This window comes from Pseudomonas sp. S2_C11, from assembly GCF_054668395.1.
This window is the reverse complement of record NZ_CP162765.1, coordinates 5,178,823-5,201,356: the sequence shown is the minus strand read 5'-3', so window position 1 is coordinate 5,201,356 and position 22,534 is coordinate 5,178,823. Positions and strand designations below refer to the sequence as shown.

Below are 22,534 nucleotides of genomic sequence, written 5' to 3'. Positions count from 1 at the left end.
CTCATAAAGATATAAAAATGTGAATTTTTAGTATTTAAGCGAATGTAGCCAGTCAGCCTACTTTCGGCTCCTCAGCGATCAAGGAGCCGCACCCATGAACCTTCCCTTCAAACGAATCCTCAGCCTGTTTGCCGTCCCCGCGCTTGCAGGCTTTCTCGCGCTTGGCGCCCAAGCCGAGGAGCTCAAGGAAATCCGCATCGCCGTGCCCGACCTCAGCGCCGGTACGCAGCACAGCGGCGGCGGCATCGTCGATGTGCTGCGCGATCAGCAGATCTTCGAAAAGGCCTTCGCCGAGCAGGGCATCAAGATCCAGTGGAGTTTCTTCAAGGGCGCCGGGCCGGTGATCAATGAGGCGTTTGCCAATGGGCAGGTCGATCTGGCCTATCTCGGTGATCTGGCCGCCATCATCGGCAAGTCCAACGGTCTGGACACGCGCCTGCTCAGCGCGACGGCGCGTGGGGTCAAGCAATACCTCGGCGTGGTGCCCGGCTCGGGGATCAAGACCTTGCAGGATCTCAAGGGCAAACGCGTGGCGATCTTTCGCGGGACGGCGACGCAGCTGTCGTTCGATGCGGCGCTGGCCAGTCAGGGCCTGAGCGAGAAGGATCTGAAGGTGATCAATCTGGATTTCAACGCGGCGGTTTCGGCACTCGCGGCCAAGCAGATCGATGCCTCGTGGGGCAGCTCCGCGCTGAGTGCCTTGCAAGCCAAAGGCCTGGCGGAATTGCCGCTCAACACCAAGGACCTTGGCGGCGCTGGCAGCGTGCAGGCGGTGCTGCTGGGTAATGGCAAGTTTGTCGACGCCCATCCTGAGGTCATTGCGAAACTGCTCAAGGCGCAGCAGCAAGCGGTCGAGTGGCTGACGCAGGACAGCAACAAGGACGCCTATGTGCAGCTGGTATCAGGGCTGGCCAGTTATCCGCCGGTGATTCTGGCTCAGGATCTGAAGGACCAGAATCTCAGTGAGATTTTCCCGTCGACACTGGATCCGGTGTTCTTGAGCGGCCTGCAGGACAAGGTCGACCTGGCGGCGCAGCAGAAGCTGATCCGCAAGCCGTTCAAGGTCAGTGATTGGGTGGCGCCTGAACTCTCAGCCGCCAAGCTTTAGATCTCCAGCGTCTTCGCTGCCCTCTTCGCGAGCAGGCTCGCTCCCACATTGGATGTGTACACAGGTCCTGTGTGGGAGCGAGCCTGCTCGCGAAAGGGTTTCAGACGGCGACGCTGACGTCCTGCCGATCCACCGCAATCAACGTCTCGATCATTGCCCTCGCTGCTGGTGATAGTCGAAACCCGGTGCGGCTGACGATGCCGCAGCGCGCGTTCATCGTTTCGAGGTTCTGCGGCAGGTTGCGCCAGTGCAGCAGCACCAGCGAGCCCTTGGCGACATCCTCGGCAAACGCCTCCTCGGTACCGACACCTATCGCATTGGATTGCAGCACCACTTTGACCAGTGCCGGAAAGTGCTCGGTCTCGATGGTCGGCGAGAAATCGATGCGCCCGCTCAGGTTCGCCAGCAGCTTGCGAATGCCCGGCGGGATCAGTGTGGCGGCCAGCGGGTAGTCGAACATGTCGTTGGTCGACAGGCTTTCCTTGGCCAGCAACGGATGCCCCGGTCGGCAGAAAAACACGCCGCGCTTGGGCGTCAGCGGTTGCGTCTGGAAATTCGGGTCGGACTCGAAATGGCGGATGTCGGCGATGAAGAATTCGATCTCTTCGCGGCTCAGCGCACGGCTGAGTTTTTCCCAGTTATCCACTTGAAAACAGGTGCGCACTTTCGGGTGCGCATTGATGAACTGCGCCACCGCATCCGGCACCAGTTTCACTGCCGGCGCCGGGCCGCAGCCGAAGTGCACTTCGCCAGCGTCGAGCTTGGTCATCTGCGTCACTTCGGCGCTGAGCAAAGCTGCGCCCTGCACCAGGCTCAGGGCGTGTTGCAGCACCACCTGGCCTTCGGGCGTAGGGCGCAGATCCTTGTTGCCGCGATCGACCAGCACGCAACCGAATTCCTGCTCCAGCCCCTGAATGCTGCGGCTGAACGCCGGTTGAGTGATGCCCATGGCGTCTGCCGCACGGACAAAACTGCGGTGTTCGTTAAGGGCGATGAAGTAGCGCAACTGGCGAAGATCCATATGCTTTTCCGGCATCCTAAAAATAGCTCGAAGGCATTTGCGACGAGGGTTGCTTGAGGTTTTAAATGCAAGCTCTTATTCCGTCAACGAAGCATGTGATTATCTATTAGATGTAAATGGAATATAGATAGAGCGTTGTTTCGCTGCCGTCAAAACCGCAAGCCGTCGATGAGGGTCTTCCCATGAGCAATGCCGCACTCGCTGTAAAACCCGTTTCTCACGCGCTGGAAATTCACCCGGTGGCCGGTCGTATCGGTGCCGAAATCCGCGGCGTTCACCTGTCCGGTGAGCTGGACGCCGCCACTGTCGAAGCCATCCAGCAAGCCTTGGTCGAATACAAAGTGCTGTTCTTCCGCGAGCAGACGCAACTCGACGATCAGCGTCAGGAAGCCTTTGCCCATCTGCTTGGCGAACCGGTGGCGCACCCGACCGTGCCGGTGCGTGAAGGCACTCGCTACCTTCTGGAGCTGGACGGCGCCGAGGGCCAGCGCGCCAATTCCTGGCACACCGACGTGACCTTCGTTGATGCCTATCCGAAAGCATCGATCCTGCGCTCGGTGGTTGCGCCGGCATTCGGCGGCGATACGCTGTGGGCCAACACCGCGACCGCTTACAGCGGTTTGCCGAGCGAGCTGCGTGAGCTGGCCGACAAACTGACCGCTGTGCACAGCAACGAGTACGACTACGCCGGGGCGAAGCCGGACGTCTCGGCAGAGAAGCTGGAGCGCTATCGCAAAGTCTTCACCTCGACCGTCTACGAAACCGAGCACCCGGTGGTGCGCGTGCACCCGATCAGCGGCGAGAAGAGCTTGCTGCTGGGGCATTTCGTCAAACGCATCAAAGGTTATTCACAGGCCGATTCGGCGCACCTGTTCGGCTTGCTGCAGAGCCATGTGATCCGCCAGGAAAACACCGTGCGCTGGCGCTGGCAGGCTGGAGATGTGGCGATCTGGGACAACCGCTCGACGCAGCATTACGCGATTGATGATTACGGCACCCAGGATCGCGTGGTGCGCCGGGTGACGCTCAAGGGCGAGGTGCCGGTGGGGGTGAATGGGCAGCGCAGCCAGACCATCAAAGGTCGTGATTGAAGATCAAGAGCCCTTCACCCCAGCCCTCTCCCAGAGGGAGAGGGAGCCGACCGAGTTATCTCGCGTTATGCATCGACCTGAAAGACCTTATCGATTATGGATTCGGTGAAGCTGGATCAGGTCGGTGCACCTCTGAAATATCCCCCATTCAGTCCCCTCTCCCCTCCGGGAGAGGGTTAGGGTGAGGGGCTCTTCCCGCTACCAAACACCAATCTGAACAACCTTCTCGGTTTCCGGTTCGCCATAACGAAACCGCTGCCCGCGCAAATCGATCTCCGGATGGCTGATCGTCGTCCGCCGCTTCAACCCCCTCATCCACTCAAACAGATATCCGGCATGCTCCTCGCGCACCGCCGCGTATGCCGGGTCCTCACCCAGATCATTCAGCTCCTGCGGATCATTCAACAGATCAAACAGCTGCGGTCTAAACCCGTCGTACGCCAGGTATTTCCAGCGCTCGCTGCGCACCATGGTCATGCGGCAACGGTCGATCGGCTGGCCGAGACGTTCCCGCGCCGGGGCCTGGAAGGCGTAGTCGTATTCGCTGATTGCATAGCGGCGCCAATCGGGATTTTCCCCGTGCAGCAACGGGATCAATGAACGCCCTTCAAGCCGATGCTCTGCTGCCGGCAATCCCAGTGCTTGAAGAAATGTCGGCAGCGCATCGATGGTTTCTGCCAAGCGCTCATCGACAGTGCCGCGAGTGACATCCGCCGCCCCCCGAGGATCGCGCACGATCAACGGCACACCCACCGCCTGCTCCAGCAAAAACTCCTTCTCGCCGAGCCAATGATCGCCGAGGAAATCGCCGTGATCGCTGGTGAACACGATCAACGTGTCATCCCAGCGCCCGTTGCTCTGTAGAAAATCGAACAGTCTCCCCAACTGATCATCCACTTGCTTGATCAGGCCCATGTAGGTGGGGATTACATTCAATCGTACTGAATCGCGGGAGAAGTTGCGGCTTTCCTCATGTTGGCGAAAGGCAGTGTATACGGGGTGTTTGCTGGCTTCGGAGAGCGTCGCGCGGATCGGTTGCAGAATCGATTTCGTACTGTACAAGGCGTGGTATGGCGACGGTACGATATATGGCCAATGTGGTTTGATGTACGAGAGGTGTAAACACCAGGATTTCTCGCCTTGCTCAGCGATGAAGTCGATGGCCCGAGTTGTAGTGTAGACAGTCTCTGAGTGTTGCTCGGGAATTCGTGCTGGCAAATTCGCATGACGCATTTTCCAGCCGCTGAGGATTTCACCGTTCTCGCCTTCGGCGGCATTCGCCCAGTCGTGCCAGGGATTCTTGCCATCGAAGCCCTGCGCGCGCAGGTATTGGGTATAGGGCGCGGATTCGCGCTTGTCGTCGAATGACGGATCGTCGGGGTAGATGCCGTCGTGGCGCAGGTACGGTTCGAAGCCGACCTCATTGAGCAACTCGGCTTGCGCGCTTTGCGGGTTGATCGCCAGCCGCTGCAAGGCGTCGACATTGGCCGTCGCATGGGTCTTGCCGACCAGCGCGGTGCGGATGCCGTGAGGTCGCAGGTAATCGCCGATCGTCAATTCATCCAGCGGCAACGGCACCGAGTTCCAGGCCACTTGATGACTGCTGACATAGCGCCCGGTGTAGGCCGACATCCGCGACGGGCCGCAGATCGTACCTTGGGTGTAGGCACGGCTGAAACGAACGCCTTCGGCAGCGAGGCGATCGATGTTCGGTGTGTGCAGATACGGGTGTCCGTAGCAGGACAGGTAATCGCGGCGCAGTTGATCGCACATGATGTACAGCACGTTGCGCACGGGGTTGGATGGGGTGGGCATGGAGTTCACCGGTCAGTGGGACAGGTGAGGGTTTTCGCTGTCGGTGAGGGTGTTCGGCAAGTGCATTTGGGGAATGGTTTTTATGCAGCGATTGCATCAGCCTCTTCGCGAGCAGGCTCGCTCCCACATTTGAAATGCGTATTCCTGTGGGAGCGAGCCTGCTCGCGAAGGGGCCAGCTCAGACCGCGAAATTCTCCAGCGAACACACCTCCTCATCCTCCGCATCAATCGCCTTGATCTGTTCGATCATCGCCTCGGCCAGTGGCGACAACCGATACCCCGCGCGGCTGACAATCCCATAGCGGGTGTACAGCTCCTCCAGATCATCCGCCAGGCCTTCGATCTTCAAACAGACCAGCTCACCCTTGGCCAGATGCAGCGCATCGGAATACGCGCCGACAATTCCGATCGCCTCCGAACGCAGCACCACGCTCAACAGCGTCGAACCGTTTTCGCATTCCACATTCGGGGTGAAATCAGGGCGGCCGCTGAGGTCGACGATGACCTTGCGCAGGTTCGGCGGGCGAATGCTTACGGCCAGTGGATAACTCAGCAACTGTTCGGCGGTGATTCGTTCAAACGCCGTCAATGGATGCCCGGCGCGGCAGCAGAAATGCCATTTGCGCGCCCGCAAGCGATGGGTCTGGTAGTCCGGATCCGCCTCGAATTGCCGGGTGTCGGCGACGAAGAATTCGAACTCTTCGCTGAGCAGGCGTTTGCTCAGACTTTGCCAGTCATCGACCTGAAACTGCACCCGTGCTTTCGGGTAGCGACCGATGAACGCGCCGATCGCGCGCGGGATCAATCCGGCCGCCGGCGCCGGCCCGCAACCGAAGCGCAACTCCCCGGCTTCGAGGCCGTTGAACTGGCTGATCTCGTTGGCCATCTGCTGCGCACCACTGACCAGTCGCCGTGCGTGTTCGAGCAGGACCTGGCCCTGTTTGGTCGGCGGCAATTCCTTGCGTCCACGGTCGACCAACTGGCAGCCGACGCTGTGTTCCAGCGCCTGAATGCTGCGACTGAACGCCGACTGCGACAGGTTCACCGCCTGCGCGCCAGCGACGAAGCTGCGTTGTTCAGCGAGCGCGATGAAGTGACGAAGTTGGCGCAAGTCGATATGCATTTTTCACATAAAAAATATCCGGGAAATGCATTGGATATGCATTAGGTCGACTCCTTATAAAGGCAATCTCTTATGCAGTAAATATTTGTAAATCCATAAATAAATAACTGAAAAGAATATGCAGCACTGAAGATGTCTGTGTGTTTTTTGACCAGGAGCCGCGCCATGAGTCCGTTGAATCTCGCGTTACCCCCATCTCCCCGACGGCTCAAACGCCTGCCTTTGGCGCTGTTGCTGGCAGGCAGCGCCAGCTGGACTCACGCTTATGCCGCAGAAACCGAAACACCGGCGCCGGTTCCGGCAGGCACAGCGGCGGCCAATGGTTCACAGCTGGAAACGGTGACCGTCACCACCCGCCGCCGCGAAGAAAGCTCGCAAGACGTGCCGACGCCAATGAGCGTGGTCAGTGGGCAGAATCTGGAGACGCAACGGGTTTACCGGATTCAGGATTTGCAGCAACTGGTGCCCAGCGTCAACGTCGCTTACATGCATGCGCGGCAGTCCAGCGTGTCGATCCGTGGCCTCGGTAACAACCCGGCCAGTGATGGCCTGGAAGGCAGCGTTGGCCTGTACATCGACAACGTCTATCTGGGCCGTCCGGGGATGGCGGTGTTCGATCTGATGGACATCGAGCAGCTCGAAGTTCTGCGTGGGCCGCAGGGCACGCTGTTTGGCAAGAACACCACCGCCGGAGTGATCAACATCAGCACCCGCGCGCCAACCTTCACGCCTGAACGCAGCATCGAAACCTCGGTCGGCGAGGATGGTTATTTTCAGACCAAGGGCACGATTTCCGGGCCGCTCAACGATCAGTTGGCCGGACGCTTTTCCGCCTATCGCACGCGCAGTGATGGCGATATCAAGAACGAATACGACGGCCACGACCTCAACGGTGGCTCCCGCGAGGGCTTCCGCGCGCAGCTGTTGTTCAAGCCCAATGAAGATTTCAATCTGCGCTGGATCGGCGATTACAACGAAGAAGATTCCAGCGCTGGCACCCGCGTGTTGTACAACACCGGGCGGACCATCAACGGCGTCAATCTGTATGAATCGCGGGCCAGCGCGGCCGGGGCGACGCTGGTCAACGGCCGGCACCGCAAGGTCAATCTCGACAATGACCAGCACGTCACCGTGCATCAGGGCGGCACGTCGGTGGAAGCCAATTGGACGTTGCCGAGCGACTTCACCCTGACCTCGGTCAGTTCGTATCGCTTCTGGAATTTCACCCCGCGCAACGACGATGGCCTCAACGTGCCGGCCAGTTACAACGCCGGCGTGTCGGTGGAAGACAAACAGTATTCGCAGGAATTTCGCCTGGCCTCGCCCAAGGGCGAGTTCTTCGATTATGTGGTCGGCGCCTACTATTTCGGCTCGGACCTGGACAACAAATCCTTCGCCTATTACGGCCCGCAAGCGGATATCTGGAACGGCACGCCGGCAGGCGCCCTGGCCAACGTCAGCAGCGTCGGCAACGGCCATATCAAGACCGACAGTTTCGCCCTGTTTGCCCAAGGCACCTGGCACCTGAGCGAGCGGCTGGATTTCACCGCCGGGGTGCGTGGCACCTATGAGGAGAAAAACGCCTCGGTCAGCCGCAACGCGCCGCTCGGTGGCGTGGCGGTGGCGGGTGCGGCAGCCAATGCGCGTCGCGGCCGTGCCGGCGTCTACGATTCCGGAGACTTGAATCAGTACAGCTCCAGCCCCTCGGGACTGCTCAACCTGAGCTATCGCATCACCGACGACATACTCGGTTACGCCACGCTGTCCCACGGCGAGAAATCCGGCGGGGTCAACCTTGCGGTCGGCTCCGCACCTACCGCTGGCGCCGACTCGTTATTGATCGGCACCGAGCGCGCCAACAACGCCGAACTCGGCTTCAAAAGCACCCTGTGGGATCGCCGCCTGCAACTCAACGCCAACGTGTTCTGGACCCAGGTCAACGCTTACCAGACCAACGCCTACGACGCCGCCAACCGCGTGCAATACCTGACCAACGCAGGCTCGGTGCGCTCGCGCGGCATCGAGTTCGAAAGCACCTTGGTGCCGCTGCGTGGCCTGACCCTGAATTTCAACGGCTCCTATAACGACGTCAGCTACCTCTCGTACAAGGATGCGCCATGCCCGCCGGAAGTCAGCCAGGCCCCGGGTGCGCCGGCCTCCTGCGATCTCAGCGGCCATCAAGTGGTCGGTGCGTCGAAATGGATCGGCAACGCCAACGGCGAATACAAATGGAATCTGGATAACGGCTTCGAACCCTACGTCACCGGCAGCTATGCGTTTCGCTCCAAAGCGGTGGGCACGGTCGAGGATTCCGATTACGGGCAGATACCCAGTTACGCGGTGGTCAACCTTTCCACCGGCCTGCGCGGCGATTTCAATCAGGGCCAGTGGGATGTCTCGCTGTGGCTGAAAAACGCCTTCGACAAAACCTACTACACGACTCTGTGGACCGGCGGCAACGGCGGCTATGAAGGCCTGCTCGGCACCCCGCGAACCCTCGGCGTTACCGGTCGCTACGACTTTTAATTGAGCTTTCAAGGCGCTGACCTGGACATGGCCGTTCAACCAATCCTCAGCGGCGCCGGCAAGCAGACGCAGCTGATCGACAGCGACGGCGGCAATCGCGCCTAACATCGGCATTCAGCGAACCAAAACCAGCCTTTTAAGGCGTTAACGGATGCCGTAGCCGAATACTTTTCATGCGGTAAAAGCATGGCGTTTATGGCAGATCGCTGCAGCCCTTGTAGTGCGCGGCTTCGGTAAAAACGGACGATCTGCATATTCCTTGAAGGCCTATGCATAACGTTAAAGATTGCTTTCGGTGATAAGCGTCCACAGCCAATGATTGCCCCATCGACTACGCCGTGGGGGCTTCAAGAATGGCGGGTCGATCGCTTTGGCTCGTAGAACGGAAAGAGACCGCAGGGAGTTGAACAATGGGCAATGTCCAGACCGCCGCCAGCGCAGGGGAATTGCTGTGGCGGCACACGCCGGGTGGCGAACTGGTCGATCTTGGCCGGCCGCACCGGATGCCGTTGGGACAGTTGCGTTTGCAACGTGCGCCCAAGGGCATTTTGAGTCGGCGCGAAACCCTTCTGCTCGGTGTGCTCGCGTTGATTGTGCACGGTGCGGTGATTTATTGGGTCAGCCAGAAACCGACGCCGGTGCTGCCGGTGGTACCGCCGGAAATTCCGCCGATGACTATCGAGTTTTCTCGCCCGGCTCCGCCCGCGCCGCCGGTTGTTGCGCCGCCACCACCGGCGCCCGTGGTCGAGCCGCCACCGCCAGTGGAGGACGAGTTGGCGGTGAAACCGCCGCCGCCCAAGCCGATCGCCAAACCCAAACCGGTGGTGAAACCGCCGCCCAAACCGGCGCCAAAGGCAGTAGAGCAGCCGCCAGCGCCAGCGCCAGCGAAACCGATAGCGCCCGTCGCCGCACCAGCGCCGGCTGCGCCACCGGCACCGGCGCCCGTTACCCCGGCTTCAGCCAACGCTGCGTATCTGAAAAATCCGGCGCCGGAATACCCGTCGCTGGCCCAGCGGCGCGGTTGGGAAGGCACGGTGTTGTTACGGGTGCATGTGTCGGCCAGCGGTAAACCGGGCGAGATCCAGATTGCCAAAAGCAGTGGCCGGCAGCAGCTCGACGACGCAGCGCTCAACGCTGTAAAGCGCTGGAGTTTCGTTCCGGCCAAGCAGGGTGATGTCGCCCAGGACGGCTGGGTCAGCGTGCCCATCGATTTCAAGATTCATTAAACCGAAACCAAATTCGCGCGAAATGTTTACACGAGGGAACACATCATGACGTTACTGGCATCTCCACTGGAATCCATCGAAAGCGCGGTGATCTGGCTGCTGGTGGTTTTTTCCGTTGCCACTTGGGGCCTGGCGTTGCTCAAGGCTGTGCAGTTCGGTCGTCTGAAAGCGCAGGATCGGCGCTTTCACAAACGTTTCTGGGCGGCGTCGAGTCTGGATGCCGCGGCAGAGTTGAGCGAAACCCAGCCCGGCGCCGCAGCGCGAGTGGCGCAGGCTGGCTATGCAGCGATCCAGGTGGGCGAGGCGCCGCAGGCGAATGATCTGAGCCAGGCGATCAACCATCAGGATCGCCTCGAGCGTGCCTTGCGCCAGCAGATCGTCCGCGAACGGCGTTCGCTGGAAACCGGTCTGGCGGTTGTCGCGAGTATCGGCAGCACCTCGCCGTTCATTGGTCTGTTTGGCACGGTGTGGGGAATCATGGAGGCCTTGAAAGGCATCAGCGCCGCCGGTTCGGCGAGCCTGGAAACGGTGGCCGGCCCGATCGGTGCGGCACTCGTCGCGACCGGCGTGGGCATCGCCGTCGCGGTGCCGGCGGTGCTGGTTTACAACTATTTTTTGCGAAGGCTGAAACTGACCGCCGCGGATCTCGATGACTTCGCCCACGACTTCTACAGCCTGGCGCAGAAGAGCGCGTTCCGCGTGCTGATCCACCCGACCGCACACAAGGTGGCAACGTCGGGCAACGCGGCAAAAGTGAAGGAGGCCTCCTGATATGGCCTTCTCCACGCAAGACACGGATGAGGTGCTCAGTGAAATCAACGTGACGCCGCTGGTAGACGTGATGCTGGTGCTGCTGGTGGTGTTTATCGTCACCGCGCCGCTGCTGACCAACGCGATCCCGATCAACCTGCCGAAGACCGAAGCGGTGGCGCCGGTCGAGCAGAAGGATCCGCTGGTGGTGAGCATCGACGGCGTCGGCAAACTGTTTATCAACAAGGACGAGATTCAGCCCGACTTGCTCGAATTCAACCTCAAGTCGGCCAAAGCCAAGGACCCGGAGGTGCGCGTGCAATTGCAGGCCGATGACGGGGTGAATTACGGCGAAGTGGCGCGAGCCATGGCTTCGATCGAACGGGCGGGGATTACCAAGTTGTCGGTGATTACTGCGCGGTGACAGATTTCGTTTTTCCGGGGCCGTCTCCTTGGCAGGGTGCGGCCCTTTTTTTGCGTTCAGTTTTTGAAAAGCCCCTCACCCTAGCCCTCTCCCGGAGGGAGAGGGGACTGACCGGGTTGTCTGGCGGCTATACACCGATATGAGAAATCCAGTCGAACTCAAGATTTGAAGAGCCTGAAGATCAGCTCCCTTTCCCCCTCGCTCCTTGGGGGAGAGGGCTGGGGTGAGGGGGAAGAAGCTTATGCCCTACACAGATCACATATTCGATACAGGTATTAATAAATAGCTTCTTATTCCTTAACGAATATAACTCCTCTCCCTATACTCGACCCGGAACAGACACGACGCAGGAGAGCTTCCCCATGCGCAACGAATCAATCCGCTACCTGATTGTGCCGGGCTGGCAAGGATCGCCAGAAGATCATTGGCAAAGCCATTGGCAGAACAGCCTGCCGAACAGCGCACGGGTGGAACAGGCCGATTGGCTGACGCCGCGTCGTGAGGACTGGGTCGCCGCGCTGGCCGAAGCGATTGCCGCCGACAGCACGCCGGTCATTCTCATCGCTCACAGCCTCGGTTGCATCACCGTTGCCCACTGGGCGGCGACAGCGCCGTTGCAATACCTGCGTCAGGTGCGCGGGGCGTTGCTGGTTGCGCCGGCCGATGTCGAGCGTCCTGCCTGTGCGCCGGCACTGCGCAATTTCGCGCCGATCCCGACGGATCTTTTGCCGTTTCCCAGTCAGGTCGTCAGCTCCGACAACGACGCCGCCGTCAGTGCCCCGCGCGCGCTCGAACTGGCACGCAACTGGGGGGCGGAGGCGGGGATTCTTGCCGGTGCCGGGCACATCAACGTCAAGTCCGGGCATCAGCGTTGGGAGCAGGGTTTCGCCTATCTCTATCGCCTGCAAAACCGCCTGGAAGACCACGCCCGCCGTCGCGCCTGATCTAATTTTTCAACGCCCCCGTCGGCTGGCGGTTTTGGGCGGGAGCCTGCCATGAGTTTTGAAACCTTCGGTCAGCCCTTGCTGACCTTTCCCGATGCGGAAAAGAGCCCCCTGAGCATTCGCGCCAAGGCGCTGGTGTTCGTCGACCCACGCTCGCGGCAATTGCGCGAGGAGTTGGAGCAGTTGGCTCCCCGTTCGATTTCAGTGTTGATTCGCGGTGAGACTGGCACCGGTAAAGAGCTGCTCGCCCGGCATATCCATCGCGCCAGTGACCGCAGCGGTCTGTTCGTTTCGGTGAACTGCGGCGCGATCAGCCCGACCTACGCCGACGCCGAGCTGTTCGGCTACGCCGCCGGCAGTTACAGCGGTTCGGCCAGCAGCCGCGCCGGCTGGTTCGGTTCGGCCAACGGCGGCACCTTGTACCTGGATGAGATCGGCGATTTGCCGCTGCCGATTCAGGTCAAGCTGCTCGCGGCGCTGGAAAATCACGAAGTCACCCGCGTCGGTGCGCATCAGCCGAGCCCCGTGGATGTGCGTCTGGTGGCGGCGACCAGCATCGATCTGGCCCAGGCCGTGGACGCCGGGAAATTCCACGAGCGTCTCTATCACTATCTCAGCGAGGGTCATCTGGAGCTGCCGGCGTTGCGCGCGCGGACTGGCGACATTCTCTCGCTCGCCGAGTATTTCCTTGGCATCTACAGCCAGCGTCTTGACCTGCCCGTACCGCTGATCAGCGAAGCGGCGCAACATGTGCTCGAACAACACAGTTGGCCGGGCAACACTCGCGAACTGGAAAACGTCATTCATTTCGCTCTGCTGGTCAGCACCGGCGACGAGATCCTGCCGGAACATCTGAACCTGCCTGACGCGTCTGCGCCGCAGGTTCAGATCGAACGTCTGGTGAGGCAGACCCACATCGGCGGTAGCAGTGCAGAGCGTAAGGCCTTGAAAGATTGGCTGATTCGCTTGAGCGAGGCGGTATAAGCATTTTCTTCAGCATGAACAAAATGGAATATGAAGCTGAATAAACGTTATTGTCCGGGAATAAAAAATCCGGGTATTGTCCGCCTCACGCCAGCGATATCACTTCACTGGCACACGTATTAAATGCCGTCGTCGATGACGACCGTGATTTTCGATAAGGACACTGCATGAAAAAGGTTCTGTTGTTTACCGCATTGGCGGCTGCGCTGACGGCTTCTTTCGCCAACGCCGGCGAGAAACTGGTGGTTGCCGCAACGCCGGTGCCCCACGCTGAAATCCTTGAGCTGATCAAACCGACCCTGGCCAAAGAAGGCGTCGATCTGGAAATCAAGGTCTTCACCGACTACGTGCAGCCGAACGTACAGGTTGGCGAGAAGCGTCTGGACGCCAACTACTTCCAGACCAAGCCGTATCTGGACAGCTTCAACCAGGGCAAATACAAGGATGACAAATCCAAGTACCTGGTGACCGTGCAGGGCGTACACGTTGAACCGTTCGGTGGCTACTCGAGCAAGTACAAAACCTTGGCTGAACTGCCGGATGGCGCGACCATCGCCATCCCGAACGAAGGCAGCAACAGCGGCCGTGCGCTGATCCTGCTGCAGAAGGCCGGTCTGATCGAACTGAAAGATCCGAAAAACGCTCTGGCAACGCCGAAAGACATCGCCAAGAACCCGCACAACTTCAAGTTCAAGGAACTGGAATCGGCGCTGCTGCCGCGCGTGCTGAAAGAAGTTGATCTGGACATGATCAATACCAACTACGCGCTGGAAGCCAAGCTCAACCCGCAGAAAGATGCGCTGGTGATTGAAGGCGCTGACTCGCCATACGTGAACTTCCTGGTGGCCCGTGAGGACAACAAGAACAGTGACGCGATCCAGAAACTGGCCAAGGCCCTGACCAGCCCGGAAGTCAAAGCCTTCATCGAGAAGAAGTACAGCGGCGCGGTATTGCCGGCGTTCTGATCTGACGCTTGAGTGAATCCGCTTCAGACGTGAAAACGCCGATGGCCAGTGATGGTCATCGGCGTTTTTGTGTGTCTTGAAAAGCCCCTCACCCTAGCCCTCTCCCAGAGGGAGAGGGGACCGATTGGGGGATGCTGTAGAGGCCCGCCGACCTGTTCGTGCGTCGCTGAATCCATAATCGACTCGGTTCGTCAGGTCGATGTACGACGAAAGACACCACGGTCGGCCCCCTCTCCCTTCGGGAGAGGGTTGGGGTGAGGGGCTTTCGACTTACGCTGTAGTCTTCAACGCCCGGCGCAACGCCCTGAGCAATTTCACAATGTCCTGCGGATCCAGCCGCTGCGGCACTTTTACGTCCATGTTGTTCTTCCTTGTGGTGGATGGGCCGGAGAGTCTGGCCAAAAGCTGTGGGTCCTTGGAGGTCTTTCCTGAAAAAAAGATCCGTCCTACAGCGCAAGGAAAAATAGCCGTCTTATTCCTTCCCGGCAAACCCGCAGAATAATGTTTAAGCGAGATGAATGTGGGCAGCCCAGATGGGCTAAGCAAAATTCGGTCACCCAATATGTGCGCAAAGAGCTGAGTGATGACACCCGGCCTGAGAGTGTGATTGGTGAAGGGGGCAAGTGGTTGGGGTGATTGCCCGTTGGATCAGCGGTGAGGCTCGCCCCTCACCCCAGCCCTCTCCCAAGGGAGAGGGAGCCGATGTCTGGGCTTTTCAAAATCAGGTTCGACTTCAGGCTTTCAGGTCGGCGTAACTCTCGCAAACAACTCGGTGAAGTCCCCTCTCCCTCTGGGAGAGGGTTAGGGTGAGGGGCTTTTCGCTGGCACCCTCAATCCGGCCACTGCCACGCCGGCTCATCCAGCACCCGCTGCCCGACAATCCCGGTCTGGCCCAGCGTCTTCTCCAGCACGATGCAATTGCATTCCGGGTCTTCCTGCAACGCCGAGATCAATCGTCGCGCATGTGACACCACCCACACCTGACACTGCTCCGAAGCGCGAATGATCAGCCGCGCCAGCGCCGGCAGCAGGTCCGGGTGCAGGCTGGTTTCCGGTTCGTTGAGCACCATCAGCGATGGCGGTCGTGGGGTCAGCAGGGCGGCGATCAGCAGCAGATAACGCAAAGTGCCGTCCGACAGTTCTGCCGCTGACAGCGGTCGCAACAAGCCTTCCTGATAAAACTCGATAGCGAAACGGCCACCGGCCAACAGTGCGATATTCAGCCGCGCGCCGGGAAACGCATCGCTGATCGCCGCGCTCAGTGCTTGCGGATCGCCAATCTCGATAATTGTCTGCAAGGCCGCCGCCAGATCACGGCCATCGTGGTGCAGGACGGGCGTGCGCGTGCCCAGTTGCGGCTGACGCACCGGCGCGTCGGCATCGCTGCGAAAGTGATCATAAAAGCGCCAGCGCCGGATGAATTCGCGCATCTGAAACACTTCCGGCGAGCTGCGCAGATTGCCGACCTGATCGAACAAGCTATCGAAGTTCGGTGTGTGTTGCGCCAGCACATCCCAGGCGCGACCTTCGCGGGCGCGGATCATCGGGCCGTTGCGGTCGACCAGCAGGCTCGCCGGGCGAAACACCGGGCCGGCCCAGATGCACTCACGCTTGATTTCCGGGTCGAGGGAAAAGCATGAAGTGCTCGGCTCCGGCAGGCCCAGGCCGATGGCGTAACTGAAGTCCTCGCCGGCGAATCCCAAGCGCAACCTTTTCACGCCTTGGCGCACCGTCGGCTCGATCGCCACTTCACCGTTGCGCATGCGTCGGCTAATGGTTTCCGGCCCGGCCCAGAACGTCGATTCCAGCCCGCCCTCACGCGCCAGTGCATTGATCACACCGCCCTGGGCGGTTTCCGCCAGCAGGCGCAAGGCGCGGTAGAGGTTGGACTTGCCGCTGCCGTTTGGCCCGGTAATCAGGTTCAGGCGCCCGAGCGGAATCACCAGTTTGTTGATCGAGCGGTAATTGGCCACGGCCAGGGTGTTGAGCATGAAATCCTTCTCCGGGTCACTGCGATACGCGGGGAGCATACCTTTAATGAGATAAATCTGGTGTTGGCGTCCGCAACCGTGGAACCCTGTTCTAAGCTCTGAAGTCGTATCGTCTCGACAGCAGCATTTAAGGCCAAGGAGTGTGCATGGCGGGTCCCGGATTGAAAGTGCTGATGGCCGTGAGCGCCATGGCGTTGCTCACCGCTTGCGGCGACAAGAAGCCTGCTGAGGAATACTTGCCACGGGTCTTTGTGCAAGAGGTCGAACCGGCCAACTACGCCGCAGCGGTGACCCTCACCGGTGATGTGCAGGCGCGGGTGCAGACCCAGCTGTCATTTCGCGTCGGCGGCAAGATCATCCAGCGCATGGTCGATGTCGGCGACCGCGTCACGGCCAAACAGGTGCTGGCCAAACTCGATCCGAAGGATCTGCAGACCAACGTCGATTCCGCTCAGGCCCAAGTCGTCGCCGAACAGGCCCGCGTTAAGCAAACGGCGGCCGCTTTCGTGCGTCAGCAAAAACTCCTGCCCAAGGGCTACACCAGCCAGAGCGAATACGATTCGGCACAAGCCGCGCTGCGCAGCAGCCAGAGCGCATTGAGCGCGGCGCAGGCGCAGCTGGCCAACGCCAAGGACCAGCTCGGCTACACCGCGCTGATCGCCGATGCACCCGGGGTGATCACCGAGCGCCAGGCCGAAGTCGGCCAGGTGGTGCAGGCCACCGCGCCGATTTTCAGCCTCGCCCGCGATGGCGACCGCGACGCGGTGTTCAATGTCTACGAATCGCTGCTGGCCGAGCGTCCGTCCGATCGCTCGATCGTGGTCAGCCTGCTCGACAATCCCGAGATCAAGACCACCGGCACCGTGCGTGAAATCACGCCGTCGGTGTCGGCGCAATCGGGCACCGTGCAGGTCAAGGTCAGCCTCGACAAGCTGCCGCCGGGCATGCAACTCGGTTCTGTGGTCAGCGCCACCGCAAAAGGCACCGGCAAATCGGCGGTGGAACTGCCCTGGTCGGCGCTGACAAAAAACGTCAGCGACCCGGCGGTATGGCTGGTCGATGACAAGGGTGAAGCGCAGTTGCACACGGTCACGGTCGGTCGCTACCTGACCGGCAAAGTGATCATCAGCGAAGGTCTCAAGGGCGGCGAGAAAGTCATTGTCGCCGGCGGTCAGTTGCTGCACCCCGGCATGAAAGTCGAGATTGCCGAAAACACCTACAAGGATCTGCAACCGGGAGCGCAGCCATGAAGCGCCTCGGCCTGTTGTGCATGGCGCTGCTGCTGGGCGCCTGCTCGGAAAAGGAAACCCCGCCGGAACCGGTACGTCCGGTGCTGTCGGTCACGGTCAAAGCGCTCAACGAAGAAAGCCTCGGACGCTTTGCCGGCAGCATTCAGGCGCGTTACGAGAGCAACACCGGTTTCCGCGTCGGTGGACGCATCGCCAGTCGCAACGTCGATGTCGGCGCCGAGGTGCAGAAGGGCACCTTGCTCGCCACCCTCGATCCGTCCGATCAGCAGAACCAGTTGCGCTCGGCCCAGGGCGATCTGGCGAGAATCCAGGCGCAACTGATCAACGCCCAGGCCAATGCACGTCGTCAGCAAGCGCTGTTCGATCGCGGCGTCGGTGCGCAGGCGCAACTGGACGTCGCCAACACCGATCTGAAAACCACTCAGGCCTCGCTCGATCAGGCCCGCGCGGCGGTCAGCCAGAGCAAGGATCAACTGAGCTACACCGAGCTGCGCTCCGATCACAAAGCCGTGGTCACCGCGTGGAACGCCGAAGCCGGGCAAGTGGTGACCGCTGGGCAACAAGTGGTGACGCTGGCACAACCGGACATCAAGGAAGCGGTGATCGACCTGCCTGATACGCTGGTCGATCAGTTGCCCAGCGACGTGGTGTTCTCGGTGGCCGCGCAGCTCGACCCGAGCATCAATACCACGGCGATCATCCGCGAGATCGAACCCCAGGCGCAAAGCGCCACGCGCACCCGCCGCGCGCGCCTGACCCTGTCGGATACACCGGACGGTTTCCGCCTCGGCACCGCGATCAGCGTGACCCTCAGCTCGGCGATCAAGCCGCGCATCGAACTGCCGGTGACGGCGTTGCAGGAAGCCGACGGTAAAACCCGGATCTGGGTCATCGACACGCAGAATAAAACCGTCAACCCGCGCGACGTCAGCGTGGTCAGCCGTGGCGACAACAGCGTGGTGCTGGCCGGTGGCGTGCAAAACGGCGAGCGCGTGGTCAGCGCCGGCGTCAACAGTCTCAAACCCGGACAATCGGTAAAACTTGACGAGGACAGTCAATGAAAGGCTCTTTCAACCTCTCCGAATGGGCCTTGAAGCACCAGTCATTCGTCTGGTACCTGATGTTCGTCGGGCTGCTGATGGGGGTGTTCTCCTACTTCAATCTCGGCCGCGAAGAAGACCCGTCATTCACCATCAAGACCATGGTGATCCAGACCAAATGGCCGGGCGCGACCCAGGAAGAAACCCTCAAGCAGGTCACCGACCGCATCGAGAAAAAACTCGAAGAGCTCGATTCCCTCGATTACGTGAAAAGCTACACCCGCCCCGGCGAGTCGACGGTGTACGTGTACCTGCGCGACACCACCAGCGCTGAGGACATTCCGCAAATCTGGTACCAGGTGCGCAAGAAGATCGACGACATTCGCGGCCAGTTTCCCCAGGGCATTCAGGGGCCGGGGTTCAACGATGAGTTCGGTGACGTGTACGGCTCGGTCTACGCCTTCACCGCCGACGGCCTGACCATGCGCCAGTTGCGCGATTACGTGGAACAGGCGCGGGCCGAGATCCGCAACGTGCCGGGGCTGGGCAAGATCGAAATGGTCGGCCAGCAGGACGAAACGATTTACCTGAACTTCTCCACGCGCAAACTTGCCGCGTTAGGTATCGACCAGCGCCAGGTGGTGCAGAGCCTGCAATCGCAGAACGCAGTGACTCCGGCCGGGGTGATCGAGGCGGGGCCTGAGCGGATTTCCGTGCGCACCTCGGGCCAGTTCGAGTCGGAGAAAGATCTGGCCGAGGTCAATCTCAAGCTCAACGATCGCTTCTATCGTCTGGCCGACATCGCCGAGATCAGCCGTGGCTACGTCGACCCGGCGACACCGGAATTCCGCTTCGACGGCAAACCGGCGATCGGCCTGGCGATTGCCATGCAGAAGGGTGGCAACGTTCAGGAGTTCGGTAAAGCGCTGCACGAGCGCATCGACCAGCTCACCGCAGATTTGCCGGTCGGCGTCGGCGTGCACACCGTTTCCGATCAGGCGGTGGTGGTGGAAGAGGCCGTCGGCGGTTTCACCAGCGCGCTGTTCGAAGCGGTCATCATCGTGCTGGTGGTGAGCTTCATCAGCCTCGGCGTGCGCGCCGGTCTGGTGGTGGCCTGCTCGATTCCGCTGGTGCTGGCGATGGTGTTTGTGTTCATGGAATACAGCGGCATCACCATGCAGCGGATTTCCCTCGGCGCGCTGATCATCGCCCTCGGTCTGCTGGTGGACGACGCGATGATCACCGTGGAAATGATGGTTACGCGCCTGGAAATGGGCGAGAGCAAGGAGCAGGCGGCGACGTTCGCCTACACCTCGACGGCATTCCCGATGCTCACCGGTACGCTGGTGACCGTCGCCGGTTTTGTGCCCATCGGCCTCAACGCCAGTTCGGCGGGTGAATATACGTTCACGCTGTTCGCGGTGATTGCCGTGGCGATGATCGTCTCGTGGGTGGTCGCGGTGTTCTTCGCACCAGTGATCGGCGTGCACATCCTCAGCGACAAGGTGAAGGCCCACGATGCCGAGCCGGGTCGCGTCGGCCGGGCGTTCAACGGTGGTCTGTTGTGGGCCATGCGCAATCGCTGGTGGGCGATCGGCGTCACCGTGCTGTTGTTCGTGCTGGCGGTGTTCTGCATGCGTTTCGTGCAGAACCAGTTCTTCCCCGCTTCCGACCGCCCGGAAATTCTGGTCGACCTGAACCTGCCGCAAAACGCCTCGATCGACGAAACCCGCAAGGCGGTGGACAAGCTCGAAGCAACGCTCAAGGGCGACCCGGACATCGTGCGCTGGAGCACTTACATCGGTCAGGGGGCGATCCGTTTCTACCTGCCGCTGGACCAACAGTTGCAGAACCCGTACTACGCGCAACTGGTGATCGTCAGCAAGGATTTCGAAGCCCGCGAGGCACTCAGCCAGCGCTTGCGTGAGCGCCTGCACAAAGACTTCGTCGGCATCGGCAGCTACGTGCAGGCTCTGGAAATGGGCCCGCCGGTGGGGCGTCCGATTCAGTATCGAGTCAGCGGCAAAGACGTCGATCAGGTGCGCAAACACGCCATCGATCTGGCCACCGAACTGGACAAGAACCCGCACATCGGCGAGATCATTTACGACTGGAACGAGCCCGGCAAAGTCCTGCGCATCGATATTGCCCAGGACAAGGCGCGGCAACTCGGGCTGTCGTCCGAAGACGTCGCCAACCTGATGAACAGCATTGTCAGCGGCTCACCGTTGACCCAGGTCGATGACGATATCTACCTGATCAACGTGGTCGGTCGCGCGGTGGATTCCGAGCGCGGTACCCCGGAAACCCTGCAGAACCTGCAGATCGTCACGCCGAGCGGCACCTCGATTCCGCTGCTGGCGTTCGCCACCGTGCGCTATGAACTGGAACAACCGCTGGTCTGGCGTCGCGACCGCTTGCCGACCATTACCATCAAGGCCTCGGTGCGCGACGAGATTCAGCCGACCGATCTGGTGAAACTGCTCAAGCCGTCGATCGATGCTTTTGCCTCGAAACTGCCGGTCGGCTACAAGGTCGCCACCGGCGGCACGGTCGAGGAAAGCGGCAAGGCCCAGGGGCCGATTGCCAAGGTGCTGCCGCTGATGCTGTTCCTCATGGCAACGTTCCTGATGATCCAGTTGCACAGCGTGCAGAAGATGTTCCTGGTCGCCAGTGTGGCGCCGCTGGGGTTGATCGGCGTGGTCCTGGCGCTGGTGCCGACCGGCACGCCGATGGGCTTCGTGGCGATCCTGGGGATTCTCGCGCTGATCGGCATCATCATCCGCAACTCGGTGATTCTGGTGACGCAGATCGATGAGTTCGAGCAGAAAGGCTATGCGCCGTGGGACGCGGTGGTCGAAGCCACCGAACACCGGCGCCGACCGATCCTGCTCACCGCAGCGGCAGCGAGCATGGGCATGATCCCGATCGCCCGCGAAGTGTTCTGGGGGCCGATGGCCTACGCGATGATTGGCGGCATCGTCGTGGCGACGCTGCTGACGCTGCTGTTCCTGCCGGCGCTGTATGTGGCCTGGTACAAGATTCGCGAACCTGAAAAAGAATCTTCCTGAAGCAAAAGCAAAAGATCGCAGCCTTCGGCAGCGCCTACAGGGAAACGCATTCCAACGTAGGAGCTGCCGAAGGCTGCGATCTTTTGATCTTCAATCAACTCGACGCCACACGCTCGCCAGCCACGGCTGCTGTTCGCGCGGCAAGCCCGCAGGCCGGTAATAATGCTCCAGCTCGACAAACCCCGCCGCCGTCAGCAACCCGCGCCAGGCCTCGAGATCGTGATACGAGCCGTAGCGCGGCCCGTTCCAGCCCTCTTGGTTGTCGCCACGCGGATTGGAACTGAACAGCACTCCACCCGGTTTCAAGGTGCCGTGCAGTTGCCGTAGCACTTGCGGCAACACCTGCAGCGGCACATGAAACAGCACCGCGTTGGCGAAAATGCCGTCGAAGCGCTCGGCCGGCAGATCAAGCTTGAGAAAGTCCTGCTGCCAGACTTCGCAACCGCTGTCCTCGCGGGCCATGCGCGCGAATTCCTGTGAGCCATCAAGGCCGATCGCGACGTGGCCCATGCGCGTGAAGGTTTGCAAATCCCGCCCCGGCCCGCAGCCGAAATCGAGAATCGTGAAGGGTGCTTCACCGTGAATGTGGCGCAGCAAGGCCTCGATATTCTGGCTGACATCGTGGTCGCGAGTGCCTTCACGGAAATCCTCGGCCACCGAGTTGTAGTGACCAAGGGTGGTGGCGGTGATCTGTTCGAGGTCGCTGGGCGTTTGCTTCATGATCGATGCTGTATTGGCGGCGTGAGGGCGGACTATAAGCCTTTTCACCGGCAAAAAAACGCCGCCTGCGCTGGGGCCAGTGCAGGCGGCAATGGGTGCCAGGCTTCAGTGCTGCTTCGCTCCCAGACAATCGATCGAGCGGTCCATCATCGCCTTGGCCATTTCCAGCAGATGCCAGACCGAAAACACCATGGCCCGATCCGCGCCCCCGAGCTGGTCACCGCATTGATGGACGGTCACCGAGGCGCAGCGCAGTAGATCGGCAACATACAGTTGGGCGTCCTCCAGCGTCACATCTTCGCTGATGCTGTAGACGCGTTTCTGTCCCGCCAACGTGACCTGATTGCCGGCCAGATGTGAGTCGACGGCGCGGCACAGTGCAGAGCGATCCTTGAGCAAATCCTCGGTGAACCGCTTGCTTGAGGTAAGGCTGAGTGGCGGATCGGCAAGATTTTTTTCCATGGGTAAACTCCTGACTTCAAGTG

The 22,534-nt window shown here is 60.6% G+C and carries 18 protein-coding genes; 12 read left to right on the top strand and 6 right to left on the bottom strand.

Annotation, left to right across the window (positions count from 1 at the left end; genetic code table 11):
- The first annotated feature begins 94 nt into the window (after positions 1-94).
- A complete protein-coding gene (locus tag AB4N48_RS23390) occupies positions 95-1,108 on the top strand; it encodes an ABC transporter substrate-binding protein (RefSeq protein ID WP_056787018.1) in 1,014 nt (337 codons plus the stop codon).
- A gap of 100 nt (positions 1,109-1,208) precedes the next feature.
- Here the strand turns inward: AB4N48_RS23390 and AB4N48_RS23385 are convergent, their stop codons facing one another.
- A complete protein-coding gene (locus tag AB4N48_RS23385; protein ID WP_252879220.1) occupies positions 1,209-2,129 on the bottom strand; it encodes a LysR family transcriptional regulator in 921 nt (306 codons plus the stop codon).
- A gap of 182 nt (positions 2,130-2,311) precedes the next feature.
- On the opposite strand from AB4N48_RS23385, the gene AB4N48_RS23380 reads away from it, so the two are divergent.
- Positions 2,312-3,220 carry a TauD/TfdA dioxygenase family protein gene (locus AB4N48_RS23380; protein ID WP_056787022.1) on the top strand — a complete coding sequence of 303 codons (909 nt, stop codon included), beginning with the start codon at positions 2,312-2,314 and terminating at the stop codon, positions 3,218-3,220.
- A 198-nt stretch (positions 3,221-3,418) separates the two neighbouring features.
- On the opposite strand, the gene AB4N48_RS23375 is transcribed toward AB4N48_RS23380, so the two are convergent.
- Both AB4N48_RS23375 and AB4N48_RS23370 read right to left on the bottom strand, forming a co-directional pair.
- Positions 3,419-5,035, bottom strand: a complete 1,617-nt coding sequence (locus AB4N48_RS23375) for an alkaline phosphatase family protein (protein ID WP_150637876.1) — start codon at positions 5,033-5,035, stop codon at positions 3,419-3,421.
- 178 nt (positions 5,036-5,213) lie between these two features.
- Complete coding sequence (locus AB4N48_RS23370) at positions 5,214-6,158, bottom strand: LysR family transcriptional regulator (RefSeq protein WP_460094388.1); 945 nt, start codon at positions 6,156-6,158, stop codon at positions 5,214-5,216.
- A 165-nt stretch (positions 6,159-6,323) separates the two neighbouring features.
- Between AB4N48_RS23370 and AB4N48_RS23365 the strand changes: the two genes are divergently transcribed.
- The 7 genes from AB4N48_RS23365 to AB4N48_RS23335 all read left to right on the top strand — a co-directional run bounded on the left by AB4N48_RS23365 (position 6,324) and on the right by AB4N48_RS23335 (position 13,977).
- Positions 6,324-8,684, top strand: a complete 2,361-nt coding sequence (locus AB4N48_RS23365; protein WP_460094387.1) for a TonB-dependent receptor — start codon at positions 6,324-6,326, stop codon at positions 8,682-8,684.
- A 410-nt stretch (positions 8,685-9,094) separates the two neighbouring features.
- The gene (locus tag AB4N48_RS23360; RefSeq protein ID WP_460094386.1) at positions 9,095-9,910 is read left to right on the top strand and encodes an energy transducer TonB; all 816 of its coding nucleotides are present in this window, start codon (positions 9,095-9,097) and stop codon (positions 9,908-9,910) included.
- A 45-nt stretch (positions 9,911-9,955) separates the two neighbouring features.
- The gene (locus tag AB4N48_RS23355) at positions 9,956-10,681 is read left to right on the top strand and encodes a MotA/TolQ/ExbB proton channel family protein (RefSeq protein WP_041477454.1); all 726 of its coding nucleotides are present in this window, start codon (positions 9,956-9,958) and stop codon (positions 10,679-10,681) included.
- Between the two features lies 1 nt (position 10,682).
- Positions 10,683-11,084 carry an ExbD/TolR family protein gene (locus AB4N48_RS23350; protein WP_056787038.1) on the top strand — a complete coding sequence of 134 codons (402 nt, stop codon included), beginning with the start codon at positions 10,683-10,685 and terminating at the stop codon, positions 11,082-11,084.
- Positions 11,085-11,446: 362 nt separating this feature from the next.
- The gene (locus AB4N48_RS23345; protein WP_041477456.1) at positions 11,447-12,028 is read left to right on the top strand and encodes an alpha/beta hydrolase; all 582 of its coding nucleotides are present in this window, start codon (positions 11,447-11,449) and stop codon (positions 12,026-12,028) included.
- A gap of 51 nt (positions 12,029-12,079) precedes the next feature.
- On the top strand, positions 12,080-13,012 hold the full coding sequence (locus AB4N48_RS23340) for a sigma 54-interacting transcriptional regulator (protein ID WP_423521723.1): 933 nt from the start codon (positions 12,080-12,082) through the stop codon (positions 13,010-13,012).
- Positions 13,013-13,179: 167 nt separating this feature from the next.
- The gene (locus tag AB4N48_RS23335) at positions 13,180-13,977 is read left to right on the top strand and encodes a MetQ/NlpA family ABC transporter substrate-binding protein (protein ID WP_041477458.1); all 798 of its coding nucleotides are present in this window, start codon (positions 13,180-13,182) and stop codon (positions 13,975-13,977) included.
- Between the two features lie 830 nt (positions 13,978-14,807).
- Here the strand turns inward: AB4N48_RS23335 and AB4N48_RS23330 are convergent.
- Positions 14,808-15,968, bottom strand: a complete 1,161-nt coding sequence (locus AB4N48_RS23330; protein WP_460094385.1) for an AAA family ATPase — start codon at positions 15,966-15,968, stop codon at positions 14,808-14,810.
- Between the two features lie 146 nt (positions 15,969-16,114).
- On the opposite strand from AB4N48_RS23330, the gene AB4N48_RS23325 reads away from it, so the two are divergent.
- Genes AB4N48_RS23325 through AB4N48_RS23315 form a run of 3 tightly spaced genes read left to right on the top strand, consistent with a single transcriptional unit; the run spans position 16,115 to position 21,329 of the window.
- The gene (locus AB4N48_RS23325) at positions 16,115-17,218 is read left to right on the top strand and encodes an efflux RND transporter periplasmic adaptor subunit (RefSeq protein WP_460094384.1); all 1,104 of its coding nucleotides are present in this window, start codon (positions 16,115-16,117) and stop codon (positions 17,216-17,218) included.
- A complete protein-coding gene (locus AB4N48_RS23320) occupies positions 17,215-18,279 on the top strand; it encodes an efflux RND transporter periplasmic adaptor subunit (protein WP_041477460.1) in 1,065 nt (354 codons plus the stop codon). Before AB4N48_RS23325 ends, AB4N48_RS23320 begins: the two co-directional genes overlap by 4 nt.
- Positions 18,276-21,329 carry an efflux RND transporter permease subunit gene (locus tag AB4N48_RS23315; RefSeq protein WP_056787048.1) on the top strand — a complete coding sequence of 1,018 codons (3,054 nt, stop codon included), beginning with the start codon at positions 18,276-18,278 and terminating at the stop codon, positions 21,327-21,329. Before AB4N48_RS23320 ends, AB4N48_RS23315 begins: the two co-directional genes overlap by 4 nt.
- 90 nt (positions 21,330-21,419) lie before the next feature.
- On the opposite strand, the gene AB4N48_RS23310 is transcribed toward AB4N48_RS23315, so the two are convergent.
- Both AB4N48_RS23310 and AB4N48_RS23305 read right to left on the bottom strand, forming a co-directional pair.
- Positions 21,420-22,049: a class I SAM-dependent methyltransferase gene (locus AB4N48_RS23310; protein ID WP_056787053.1), complete on the bottom strand. Its 630-nt coding sequence runs from the start codon at positions 22,047-22,049 to the stop codon at positions 21,420-21,422.
- Between the two features lie 105 nt (positions 22,050-22,154).
- Positions 22,155-22,511: a DUF6124 family protein gene (locus AB4N48_RS23305; protein WP_041477463.1), complete on the bottom strand. Its 357-nt coding sequence runs from the start codon at positions 22,509-22,511 to the stop codon at positions 22,155-22,157.
- Between the last annotated feature and the right edge of the window lie 23 nt (positions 22,512-22,534).

What these genes read in the sequence shown, in the direction of transcription:
- AB4N48_RS23390 (WP_056787018.1), top strand. Translation starts at nt 95, where the DNA reads ATGAACCTTCCCTTCAAACGAATCCTCAGCCTGTTTGCCGTCCCCGCG.
- AB4N48_RS23385 (WP_252879220.1), bottom strand. Translation starts at nt 2,129, where the DNA reads ATGGATCTTCGCCAGTTGCGCTACTTCATCGCCCTTAACGAACACCGC.
- AB4N48_RS23380 (WP_056787022.1), top strand. Translation starts at nt 2,312, where the DNA reads ATGAGCAATGCCGCACTCGCTGTAAAACCCGTTTCTCACGCGCTGGAA.
- AB4N48_RS23375 (WP_150637876.1), bottom strand. Translation starts at nt 5,035, where the DNA reads ATGCCCACCCCATCCAACCCCGTGCGCAACGTGCTGTACATCATGTGC.
- AB4N48_RS23370 (WP_460094388.1), bottom strand. Translation starts at nt 6,158, where the DNA reads ATGCATATCGACTTGCGCCAACTTCGTCACTTCATCGCGCTCGCTGAA.
- AB4N48_RS23365 (WP_460094387.1), top strand. Translation starts at nt 6,324, where the DNA reads ATGAGTCCGTTGAATCTCGCGTTACCCCCATCTCCCCGACGGCTCAAA.
- AB4N48_RS23360 (WP_460094386.1), top strand. Translation starts at nt 9,095, where the DNA reads ATGGGCAATGTCCAGACCGCCGCCAGCGCAGGGGAATTGCTGTGGCGG.
- AB4N48_RS23355 (WP_041477454.1), top strand. Translation starts at nt 9,956, where the DNA reads ATGACGTTACTGGCATCTCCACTGGAATCCATCGAAAGCGCGGTGATC.
- AB4N48_RS23350 (WP_056787038.1), top strand. Translation starts at nt 10,683, where the DNA reads ATGGCCTTCTCCACGCAAGACACGGATGAGGTGCTCAGTGAAATCAAC.
- AB4N48_RS23345 (WP_041477456.1), top strand. Translation starts at nt 11,447, where the DNA reads ATGCGCAACGAATCAATCCGCTACCTGATTGTGCCGGGCTGGCAAGGA.
- AB4N48_RS23340 (WP_423521723.1), top strand. Translation starts at nt 12,080, where the DNA reads ATGAGTTTTGAAACCTTCGGTCAGCCCTTGCTGACCTTTCCCGATGCG.
- AB4N48_RS23335 (WP_041477458.1), top strand. Translation starts at nt 13,180, where the DNA reads ATGAAAAAGGTTCTGTTGTTTACCGCATTGGCGGCTGCGCTGACGGCT.
- AB4N48_RS23330 (WP_460094385.1), bottom strand. Translation starts at nt 15,968, where the DNA reads ATGCTCAACACCCTGGCCGTGGCCAATTACCGCTCGATCAACAAACTG.
- AB4N48_RS23325 (WP_460094384.1), top strand. Translation starts at nt 16,115, where the DNA reads ATGGCGGGTCCCGGATTGAAAGTGCTGATGGCCGTGAGCGCCATGGCG.
- AB4N48_RS23320 (WP_041477460.1), top strand. Translation starts at nt 17,215, where the DNA reads ATGAAGCGCCTCGGCCTGTTGTGCATGGCGCTGCTGCTGGGCGCCTGC.
- AB4N48_RS23315 (WP_056787048.1), top strand. Translation starts at nt 18,276, where the DNA reads ATGAAAGGCTCTTTCAACCTCTCCGAATGGGCCTTGAAGCACCAGTCA.
- AB4N48_RS23310 (WP_056787053.1), bottom strand. Translation starts at nt 22,049, where the DNA reads ATGAAGCAAACGCCCAGCGACCTCGAACAGATCACCGCCACCACCCTT.
- AB4N48_RS23305 (WP_041477463.1), bottom strand. Translation starts at nt 22,511, where the DNA reads ATGGAAAAAAATCTTGCCGATCCGCCACTCAGCCTTACCTCAAGCAAG.